General features: G+C 62.8%; 11 protein-coding genes. 3 read left to right on the top strand and 8 right to left on the bottom strand.

All coding sequences use genetic code 11. The features are described 5' to 3' along the window. Positions 1–45: 45 nt before the first annotated feature. The 5 genes from K728_RS0111590 to K728_RS0111610 form a co-directional block, all read right to left on the bottom strand. Positions 46–261, bottom strand: a complete 216-nt coding sequence (locus tag K728_RS0111590) for a Flp family type IVb pilin (RefSeq protein ID WP_024476810.1) — start codon at positions 259–261, stop codon at positions 46–48. 193 nt (positions 262–454) lie between these two features. Continuing rightward, complete coding sequence (locus K728_RS0111595; RefSeq protein ID WP_024476811.1) at positions 455–1,213, bottom strand: iron ABC transporter ATP-binding protein; 759 nt, start codon at positions 1,211–1,213, stop codon at positions 455–457. Next, positions 1,210–2,211 carry an iron chelate uptake ABC transporter family permease subunit gene (locus K728_RS0111600; protein WP_237742142.1) on the bottom strand — a complete coding sequence of 334 codons (1,002 nt, stop codon included), beginning with the start codon at positions 2,209–2,211 and terminating at the stop codon, positions 1,210–1,212. Before K728_RS0111600 ends, K728_RS0111595 begins: the two co-directional genes overlap by 4 nt. Then, a complete protein-coding gene (locus K728_RS0111605) occupies positions 2,201–3,130 on the bottom strand; it encodes an iron chelate uptake ABC transporter family permease subunit (RefSeq protein ID WP_156911303.1) in 930 nt (309 codons plus the stop codon). The genes K728_RS0111600 and K728_RS0111605 overlap by 11 nt, the downstream gene beginning before the upstream one ends. A 104-nt stretch (positions 3,131–3,234) precedes the next feature. Further along, positions 3,235–4,203: a siderophore ABC transporter substrate-binding protein gene (locus tag K728_RS0111610; RefSeq protein ID WP_024476814.1), complete on the bottom strand. Its 969-nt coding sequence runs from the start codon at positions 4,201–4,203 to the stop codon at positions 3,235–3,237. Positions 4,204–4,721: 518 nt separating this feature from the next. On the opposite strand from K728_RS0111610, the gene rplM reads away from it, so the two are divergent. The 3 genes from rplM to glmM all read left to right on the top strand — a co-directional run bounded on the left by rplM (position 4,722) and on the right by glmM (position 7,189). Beyond that, positions 4,722–5,165, top strand: a complete 444-nt coding sequence (gene rplM, locus K728_RS0111615) for a 50S ribosomal protein L13 (RefSeq protein ID WP_019481538.1) — start codon at positions 4,722–4,724, stop codon at positions 5,163–5,165. A gap of 41 nt (positions 5,166–5,206) precedes the next feature. Next, on the top strand, positions 5,207–5,704 hold the full coding sequence (gene rpsI / locus K728_RS0111620; protein ID WP_024476815.1) for a 30S ribosomal protein S9: 498 nt from the start codon (positions 5,207–5,209) through the stop codon (positions 5,702–5,704). A gap of 132 nt (positions 5,705–5,836) precedes the next feature. Continuing rightward, positions 5,837–7,189, top strand: a complete 1,353-nt coding sequence (gene glmM, locus K728_RS0111625) for a phosphoglucosamine mutase (RefSeq protein WP_024476816.1) — start codon at positions 5,837–5,839, stop codon at positions 7,187–7,189. On the opposite strand, the gene mscL is transcribed toward glmM, so the two are convergent. The 3 genes from mscL to coaA all read right to left on the bottom strand — a co-directional run bounded on the left by mscL (position 7,186) and on the right by coaA (position 9,436). After that, entirely contained in the window at positions 7,186–7,578 is a 393-nt protein-coding gene (gene mscL / locus K728_RS0111630) for a large conductance mechanosensitive channel protein MscL (RefSeq protein WP_024476817.1), read from the bottom strand. The genes glmM and mscL overlap by 4 nt on opposite strands. Positions 7,579–7,596: 18 nt before the next feature. After that, on the bottom strand, positions 7,597–8,448 hold the full coding sequence (locus K728_RS20665; RefSeq protein ID WP_035747914.1) for a M15 family metallopeptidase: 852 nt from the start codon (positions 8,446–8,448) through the stop codon (positions 7,597–7,599). A gap of 4 nt (positions 8,449–8,452) precedes the next feature. Beyond that, positions 8,453–9,436: a type I pantothenate kinase gene (gene coaA, locus K728_RS0111640; protein WP_024476819.1), complete on the bottom strand. Its 984-nt coding sequence runs from the start codon at positions 9,434–9,436 to the stop codon at positions 8,453–8,455. Positions 9,437–9,484 lie beyond the last annotated feature (48 nt).

A 9,484-nucleotide genomic window follows, 5' to 3' on the forward strand; every position in this document is an offset into this window, starting at 1 on the left:
AGGAGGTCCATGATGAGGGTGACCAACCAGAATGTTCGGTATAGCCTAGGCCGGTGCGTCGAAGATTCCGATCTCGCCACCGAGGTTCGTAAAGAATGTGCCGAGCTGGCCGCCGAATGCAGTTACACCGACAACGAGAACGACGGCGATGAGACCGACCATCAGGCCGTACTCAACCGCGGTCGCGCCAGTCTGTTCGCGGCGAAGGCGTTCGGTGGCTTTGAGGCCGAGGACGTGCAGGGTGGCAAAGAGAGAGACCATGTAATGCTCCTGGGAATGAGGTAAACGGTACGCCGGATGAGAACCGCCGCTGGATAGAAAGTAGCATTAGCAACTCCTTGAATACGGGTGCTTTTCTTATCCTGCGTAAACCCTGCGCAGAGGCTGTGATTCCGGTCCTAACCCTGCGGGAACTTGGCAGCATCTCGCTGATCTGGAGGGTCGGTGGCTCAGATCAGGTGTAATGCAAACTGATCAATTTCCCATCGATGCTCTGAACATCGATTGGAGTCTCATAGATGGCAGAAAGCACCTCGGGCCGCATGATGGTCTCAACCGGGCCCTGGTGAATGATCCTTCCGCCAGCCATGGCGACGATCTCGTCCGAATAGACCGAGGCGAAATTGATGTCGTGCATGACCAGCACCACCCGCTTGCCCAGGTCATCGGCGGTCCGGCGCAGCAGGCGCATGATCTCGACCGCATGCCGTAGATCCAGGTTGTTCAGCGGTTCATCGAGAAGGACATAGTCGGTGTCCTGCGCCAGCACCATCGCGATGAACGCCCGTTGTCGCTGCCCACCCGACAGCTCGTCGAGGAAACGAAACTGAAGTTCCGTCAGGTCGAGGTAGCGCAGGGCCTCGTCAATCCGTTTCTTGTCATCGGTGGTGAGGCGCCCCCGGGAGTGGGGGTAGCGTCCGAAAGCCACGAGTTCGCCCACTGTCAGGCGTGCAGTGAGGTGGTTGTCCTGATGCAGCATGGCAGTCTTTTTCGCCAGGACCCTGCCCGACGTCGTCGTGATGTCCAGCCCCTCAATGTGGACGGTGCCATGATCCATCGACAACAGTCGTCCAACGATCGAGAGCAGCGTCGACTTGCCGGCGCCGTTGGGGCCAATGATTGACGTGACCCCAATCCGACCGAGGTCCAGATTGACGTCGTCGACCACTGCCTGCGAGCCGTAGCTTTTTGTTACCCCTCGTAACGTGATCATCGGGGTCCCTTTCTGATCAGGAGAATGACGAACAAAATTCCGCCAGCAAACTCGATGATGATGCCCAGCGCCGTATTGAAGCCGAAGACCTGCTCGAGCATGAGCTGACCACCAACGAGAGCGATGATGCCCAGCAGGACCGTTCCAGGCAGCACCACGCGGTGCCGGCTGGTTCCAGTGAGGGCATACGCGAGGTTGGCGACAATCAGCCCGAAGAAGGTAATCGGCCCGACCAGCGCGGTGGACACCGAAACCAGGACCGCGATGAGGATCAACACGGTCATCACAGTCCGTCGGTGGTTGACGCCCAAACCTATTGAGTGGTTCTCGCCCAGCGCCAGGACGTCGAAGACTGGGAGCAGCCGCGCTCCGACCACCAGGCAAATCAGAACCGCTACCGCCGAGATGACAATGAGGTCCTCGTTCACCGCGTTGAAGCTTGCGAAGAACGAGTCCTGCAGCACGGCGAACGCCGCTGGGTCGAGCATCCGCTGGATGAATCCGGAGATGCTCCGAAAAAGCACCCCGAGGATGATCCCCACCAGGATCATCAGATGCAGGCTCCGGCGTGCCCCGAAGAACAGCCAGCGAAAGAGGAGGGAAGAGAACAGGACCATCGCGCCCACCTCGAGAACCCACTTCAGGCGGTCATCGACTGTCGCGAGGGTCAGGGCACCAAAGCTGAAGACAATGACCGTCTGGATCAGCACATAGAGCGCATCGAAGCCCATGATGGATGGGGTCAGGATCCGGTTGTTGGTGACGGTCTGGAAGAGGACTGTTGAGACGCCGACGGCAATGGCCACGAGCGTCATGGCTACGACTTTCCGTGCGCGGAACGGCACTGCGAATTCCCAGCTGCCAATGATTCCCACGGTGAGGAAGCAGACGATGCACCCGAGAGCCAGCAGACTCAGCACGGTGAGCACTGCTGTTGGTCGATCGGGCCGCCAACTCCGGCGCGCTCCCGGAGGCGAAGCTATCAATTTAGTGGGCACGGCCGGGGCTCCTCAAGAGCAGGAAGAGGAAGATCGCAGCCCCCACCACGCCGACGACAACACCCAGCGGTATCTCGTAGGGGAAACGCACCAGGCGGCCGATCATGTCGCAGACGAGGACGAAGCCGGCTCCCAGGACCGCGACCCAGGGCATCGAGTTCCTGACGTTGTCTCCCATCATCAGACTCACAACGTTGGGTACCACCAGCCCCAGAAACGGAATGACGCCGGCCGTCACGACGACGACGGCGCTGACCACCGACACGATCACCAGACCAAAGATCAGCAGGCGCCCGTAGTTGAGTCCAGCGTTGTTGGTGAACTGCTGGCCCAACCCTGCGACGGTGAATCGGTTGGCTGCCAGGTAGGCAGTGACCGTCATGGCGAAGGCAACCCAGAGGAGCTCGTACCGGCCCCTGAGGATCCCCGAAAAGTCACCGGTCATCCACACGCCGAGGGTCTGCAGCAGGTCAAGGCGGTAGGCGTAGAAGGTGGTCACCGCACCGATGATCCCGCCCAGCATGATGCCGACAAGAGGCACCAGCACGATCGACCGGACTGGAATGCGCCGCAGGATCAACAGGAAAAGGGATGTTCCGGCAAGGGCGAACAGCGCGGCCACCAGCATTTTCCCCATCAGGGAAACCTCTGGCAGGAAGACTGTTGCGACCAGCAATCCCAGGGCAGCTGATTCAGCAGTGCCGGTGGTGCTGGGCTCGACGAACTTGTTGCGCACCAGCATCTGCATGATGAGACCGACCACCGACAGGGAAATGCCGGTCAGAACCAGCGCGATGGTCCGTGGCACCCGGCTGGCGAGGAGCAGGAATGCTGCCTCACTATCGGCGCCGCCCCGTAGCAGGCTCGCCGGGGTGACGTCGCTGACGCCGATGAAGGTGCTGCCGATCGCCAGCGCCACGACGGCCACCCCGGCAAGGGGTAACAGTAGTGGCGCTGGTCCACGGCGACGGACCGGGGGAGTGGCCGGGTCGATGCTAGTGGTGCGCAGGGCTTGAGGGCCGATTACGACAGCCCGTCGATGACGGAATCAACCATGTCGTTCACCGCGGTGAGACCGCTCATGACGATGTACCAGGGCACAGGGTCCAGATACACCACTTGGTCCTCACTCCACGCGGTGCTCTCGGCAACTACCTCGTTGTCGAGGACTTCCCGGGCGTTGGCACTACCGGACTCGCCGACCGCTGCGTCACGGTCGATGACGAAGAGCCAGTCAGGGTTGGTTTCGAGCAGAAATTCGTTTGATACCGGATCGCCGTGGGTTTCCGCCTCGACGTCGGCAACAGCTGGTTCCAGGCCAAGCTCGTCATGCAGCCAGCCGAACCGGGACCCCGGTCCATAGGCGGTAATTTCCCCGGCGCTCGTCATGACGATCAGACCGGTTCCAGCCTCCCCTGCCACGGACTGGGCCTCACCGATCTTCGACGAGACCTCTTCCAGTGCGGCATCCGTCTCGGCCGTCTTGTCGAAGACCTCACCGAGCGTTTCCACGTTCTGGGTGAAGCTTCCGAGATAGTCTTCCCAGTCCAGGGTCAGGTCGATGGTCGGGGCGATCTTGCTCAGCTCGGCGTACGCCTCGGAGGACCGGTTGGCGACGATAATGAGGTCCGGTTCGGCAGCATTGACCGCCTCATAGTCCGGCTCGAAGAGGGTTCCCATATTCTGGTAGTCAGCGCCGGAGTACTTCTCGAGGTAGTCCGGCAGGTTATCCTGCGGGAGTCCGGCGACAGGCACACCAAGGGTATCCAGTGTGTCGAGCGAAGCCATGTCGAAGGTGACAACGGTTTCGGGAACGCCCTCCAGGACCGTCTCACCCTGGGCATGTTCAACCGTGAGCTCAGTGGCAGCCGACTCCGACGTTTCACTGGTCGCGTCAGTGCTGCTGGCTGCGGTCCCGCACCCCGCGAGGACGAGCGCCGTCGTTACGACGGCCGCGGAAAGGGCAACGGTCCGGCCCATGATGTGCTTCACCTGGAAACTCCAATCAACATGTCTGTTTACGGCACTTCCTGCCGGAACAATTAGGAAAGGCTAACCTAACCTTAAGTTTCAGCTTTCGGCAAAATCCCCGGATTCTCGGCTGCTGGCCGTCGAATCCGCCCGCTGTGAGGGTCCCCAGTCGTAGAAACGGCCCTGAGGCCAAGAGCTGCCGAGAGCAACCGGCCAACGTTGACCGGGGGGCCGTTTCTGGGCCGACAGGGCAACTCCCGCCGACGAGGACGGTCGACCCAGAGCTCGCTTTGACCTGGGGCACAGCTTCGCGCTAATCTGGGTAGTCGTTGTGCGTATCCCTCCTCGATACGTCCATGCCCGCGTGGCGACTCGGTTGCAGAGTCACCTGGCCCGCGGGGATGGCCGAGATAACCGGGATCACTGGCTTTCAGCCCTCACCTGAAGTTCCGGTAGCGCATGCATAAGCTGAGCTTTCGCGTGGGAATTAATCTTCCCGGCGTGGAGGCGTCACCGAACAAGAAACGAAGGCAAAAACCGTGCGTACGTACACCCCGAAGCCAGGCGACATCAACCGCCAGTGGCACGTCATTGACGCCACCGACGTTGTCCTAGGCCGACTTGCCAGCCAGACCGCAACACTGCTGCGCGGAAAGCACAAGCCGACCTTTGCACCCCATATGGATATGGGCGATTTCGTCATCATCATCAACGCCGAGAAGGTAGCCCTGACCGGCGCCAAGCTCGAGCAGAAGCGTGCATACCGCCACTCCGGGTTCCCGGGTGGCCTCTCGTCGGTCAACTACGCAGAGCTGCTGGAACAGAATCCAGTCCGCGCTGTGGAGAAGGCCATCCGAGGCATGCTTCCCAAGACTTCCCTGGCTGCCCAGCAGATCGGGAAACTGAAGGTCTACCGCGGTGCCGAGCACCCTCACGCTGCCCAGCAGCCCAAGACCTTCGAAATTACCCAGGTCGCCCAGTAGTCCTGGCCACCACACACTAAGAAATTAATTCAAGGAGAACCGTGGCTCAGAACACTGAAGAGCTGAATGAACCAACTGAGGAGCTCACGAGCTACACCTCAGAAACCGGCGAGACCACCGAGGCAACCGCCAAGGAACGTCCCGCACTGACTGTCGGCGGCGGAGCCGTTGGCCGTCGCAAGGAAGCAGTTGCACGGGTCCGGCTCGTCCCGGGTACCGGCAAGTGGATCGTGAACGGCCGCGAACTGGCCGATTACTTCCCCAACAAGCTGCACCAGCAGGAAGTCAACGATCCGTTCAAGATCCTTGACCTCCTGGGCTCCTACGACGTCGTCGCCCGCATCCACGGTGGTGGCCCATCCGGCCAGGCCGGTGCGCTGCGCCTCGGCGTCGCCCGTTCCCTGAACGAGATCGACCGCGAGAACAACCGTGCCATCCTCAAGAAGGCCGGCTTCCTGACCCGCGACGCACGAGTGATCGAGCGTAAGAAGGCTGGTCTCAAGAAGGCTCGCAAGGCACCTCAGTACTCGAAGCGCTAGAGCACCGCGTGGACCGGCCCGCATCGTCAAGGGTGTCCGGTTCTGTGTGCTTCCCAACGCCCATCCGGGTTCCGGATGGGCGTTGGGTGTTTAAGATCGGGATCTATTCCCCCTGAATTAGGATGTACATCGATGAGTAGATTATTTGGGACCGACGGTGTCCGTGGACTGGCAAATGAACTGATCACGCCGGAGCTGGCAATGCAGCTGGCCCAGGCGGCGGCAGTGGTACTCGGCCACCGCTTCACCAACGGCAGACGGCCCACCGCGGTGATCGCACGCGACCCGCGGATCAGCGGTGACTTCATTGCTGCGGCAGTCGAAGCCGGCCTGGCCGGAGCTGGGGTTGACGTGTTCGACGCCGGAATTCTCCCCACGCCCGCCGCGGCTTTCCTGGTGGCGGACCTGGACGTCGACTTCGGCGTCATGATCTCCGCCTCCCACAACGCCGCACCTGACAATGGCATCAAGTTTCTCGCACGCGGGGGCAAGAAGCTTGATGACACGATCGAGGACGCGATCGAGCTGGAACTGACCCGTCCAGCCCTCCGGCCCACCGGAGGAGATGTCGGCCGGATCCAACGCTTCGCAGACGCCGAGGACCGCTACGTGGTCCACCTCCTGCAGACCCTCCCCAATCGGCTGGAGGGAGTCAAGGTGGTGTTGGACTGCGCCCACGGAGCCGCCAGCGGCTGCTCACCCCAGGTTTTCGCTGACGCGGGCGCCGAGATCGTTGTCATCGGAGCTGACCCCGACGGGATCAACATCAACGACGGGTACGGGTCTACCCACCTCGGACCCCTCCAGGCCGCTGTGCTCGAGCATGGAGCTGACCTGGGAATCGCCCACGACGGCGACGCCGACCGGTGTCTCGCCGTCGACCATGAAGGAAACATCGTCGACGGCGACCAGATCATGGCGATCATGGCCGTGGCGATGAACGCTGCTGGAACCCTGAAGGACAGCACCCTGGTTGCCACGGTGATGAGCAACCTCGGGCTGAAGCTCGCTCTCCGCGAGGCAGGCATCAGCCTGCGGGAGACGGGGGTGGGCGACCGGTACGTGCTCGAGGGAATGCGCGACGGCGGCTACAGCCTCGGCGGCGAGCAGTCGGGGCACGTCATTTTCGCAGAGTACGCCACCACCGGGGACGGCGTTCTGACCGGCCTGCAACTGGCGGCGCAGGTGGCGCGGACCGGACGGACGCTCAAGGAGCTGTCCCAGATCATGAACAAGCTCCCTCAGGTGCTCATCAACGTCAAGGGCGTCGACAAGGCCGCCGTAACCACGAACGAGCATGTCCAGCAGGCAGTCCTCGAAGCGCAGGACGCGTTGGGGGAGACCGGCCGGGTGCTCCTGCGGCCCTCCGGCACCGAACCGGTGGTGCGGGTCATGGTGGAGGCTGCCGACATGGCGACCGCCCAGCTGACCGCCGACCGCCTCGCTGAGACTGTGTCGCTCCGGTTGGCTCTGGCTTCCGCCTAGGACCGGTTGGCCAGGCTGTCCCGGATCTCGGTCAGCAGGGCGACCTGGGGGTCCACAGCGGGCCCTTCCTCCACAATGCCAAGGCTTCGATTGCGGCGTTCGATCATCTTGTTCATCGGCAGCACGATCACGAAGTAGACGGCGGCCGCGATCAGGAGGAAGTTGACGATCGCCGTGAGGAGTACCCCAAACAGGATGTCGTTGCCATTGATGGTGACCTTAGCGAAGTCGTCGAAGTTCGGTGAGCCCACCAAAGCCGAGATCAGTGGCATGAGAACCGAATCGACAAGAGCTGTAACGACGGCGCCGAAGGCCGTGCCGAGCACCACGGCGACGGCGAGGTCGACGACGTTGCCCTTCATGATGAATTTCTGGAATCCGTTGAGCATCCGCTAAGGATAGCATCGCTAGCCGTAGTCGGGCGCATCGGGCAGCCCGAAGTGCTCCTCGAGGGTCTGCACTCCGTTGTCCCGCATGGCGCCCGAGGTCTCAACCCCGACAAACCGGTAGTGCCACGACTCGGCGAGGAACCCCGTGGTGTCCTGGCGGCCCTCTGGGTACCGCAGGATGAGGCCAAACCTGTGGGCGTTGTCCGCGGCCCAGGCCGCAGCGGCTGTCTCCGCAAAACAGGATCGGAGGGTACAGGCGCCGTCGTCCTGCCCGATGTCGAAGGCCAGCCCGGTCTGGTGTTCGGAGAAGCCGGGCCGGGCGGAGTAGTTGTCCGCGTCCTCGGGGCTGCCGTTGCGACTCACCCAGTAGTCGTAGGTAGCGGCCTGGACGGGGTAGGAGCGGTAGCCGCTGACCAGGGTGAGCCAGACGTCGTCGTCGGCGGCTGCGGCGAACATCTCCTCCACAGCCTCGGCCGCATCAGGGCGCAGGGTTGCATTGACGCGATCCGTCGCGAGGGGCACCTTGGGAAGGACGAGGTCCGCCGGGGTGTAGTCGATCGGGGCGANCCGTTTGTTGACGACGACGGTGGCGGCCGAGGGATCGGCGTAGTCGTCCGATACAGAGTCTCCCGAAACAGAGTCTCCCGATGCAGAGCCGGCCGCCGCTGAGCCGGCAGGGGCAGGGACCGAGCCGGCAGCGGGAGCCGCAGCTGACGACGGCGACCGTTGAGCGGGCGCGGGGATCTGGCCGACGGCAAAGCTCGGGATGTCCGATGCCGTCGGGCCCTGGGCGGGTGTGCCGCAGCCGGTGACGGCGGCAGCCAGGATCGCTGCCGTCACCAGCAACCGACGCGGGGGCCGTCGACGCATCCGGTCAGGTCTTCCGCAGCAACATCCGCCGCACCGAATGATCGGCTTCCTTGGTCAGCACCAGCTGCGCCCGGCCCCGGGTTGGCAGCACATTGGCCATCAGGTTGGGCTCGTTGATCCGCTTCCAGATGCCGAGCGCTGTCTCGCGGGACTCGTCGTCGGTCAACGACGCATACCGGTGGAAATAGGACTGGGGGTTGGCGAACGCACCCGAGCGCAGTGACTGGAACCGTTGGACGTACCACTGCTCAATGTAGGAGGTCTTGGCATCGACATAGATGGAGAAATCGAAGAAGTCACTCAAAGCCAGCCCGGACCGCCCATCGGCACGGGTCCTGGCGGGCGCCAGCACATTGAGGCCCTCCACAATGAGCACGTCGGGACGCCTCACCACCACTTCACGGTCGGGCACGATGTTGTAGGTCAGGTGGGAGTACCACGGGGCGCGCACCTCATCGGCTCCGCTCTTGACCTCGCTGACGAACCTGAGCAGGCGTCGTCGATCATAGGATTCAGGGAAGCCCTTGCGCTGCATCAGGCCGCGGCGTTCCAGCTCATCATTGGGGTACAGGAACCCATCGGTGGTGACCAGCTCCACGTTGGGGGTGTCCGGCCAGCGGCTCAACAGCTCGCGCAGCACCCGGGCCGTCGTCGACTTTCCGACGGCCACCGAACCGGCGACCCCGATAACGAAGGGGGTGCGGGTGCGTTGCTCGCCCAGGAATGTCGTAGTGGCGGCGTGCAGCTCACCTGCGGCCGCCACGTAGAGGGACAGGAGCCGCGACAGGGGAAGGTAGACCTCACGCACCTCATCGAGGTTGAGCTCATCGCCCAGCCCCCGCAGCCGAAGAATGTCCTCAAGGCCGAGGGGGGAGCTGATCTCGTTGGAGAGCCGCGCCCAGGTCTGACGGTCCAACTCAACGAAGGGTGTGAAGTTGCTCTCCGCACCATTGCCCGGGGTCACCCCGGGATTTGTCTCATTCACCATCTGAATTGTGCCTGCTGGCGGCCTCAGATGCGAACCTCACCCAGGCGG

Origin of the sequence: Arthrobacter sp. CAL618 (assembly GCF_000468215.1) — a bacterium.
Taxonomy (GTDB): domain Bacteria; phylum Actinomycetota; class Actinomycetes; order Actinomycetales; family Micrococcaceae; genus Arthrobacter_D.

What these genes read in the sequence shown, in the direction of transcription:
- K728_RS0111590 (WP_024476810.1), bottom strand. Translation starts at nt 261, where the DNA reads ATGGTCTCTCTCTTTGCCACCCTGCACGTCCTCGGCCTCAAAGCCACC.
- K728_RS0111595 (WP_024476811.1), bottom strand. Translation starts at nt 1,213, where the DNA reads ATGATCACGTTACGAGGGGTAACAAAAAGCTACGGCTCGCAGGCAGTG.
- glmM (WP_024476816.1), top strand. Translation starts at nt 5,837, where the DNA reads ATGAGTAGATTATTTGGGACCGACGGTGTCCGTGGACTGGCAAATGAA.
- mscL (WP_024476817.1), bottom strand. Translation starts at nt 7,578, where the DNA reads ATGCTCAACGGATTCCAGAAATTCATCATGAAGGGCAACGTCGTCGAC.
- coaA (WP_024476819.1), bottom strand. Translation starts at nt 9,436, where the DNA reads ATGGTGAATGAGACAAATCCCGGGGTGACCCCGGGCAATGGTGCGGAG.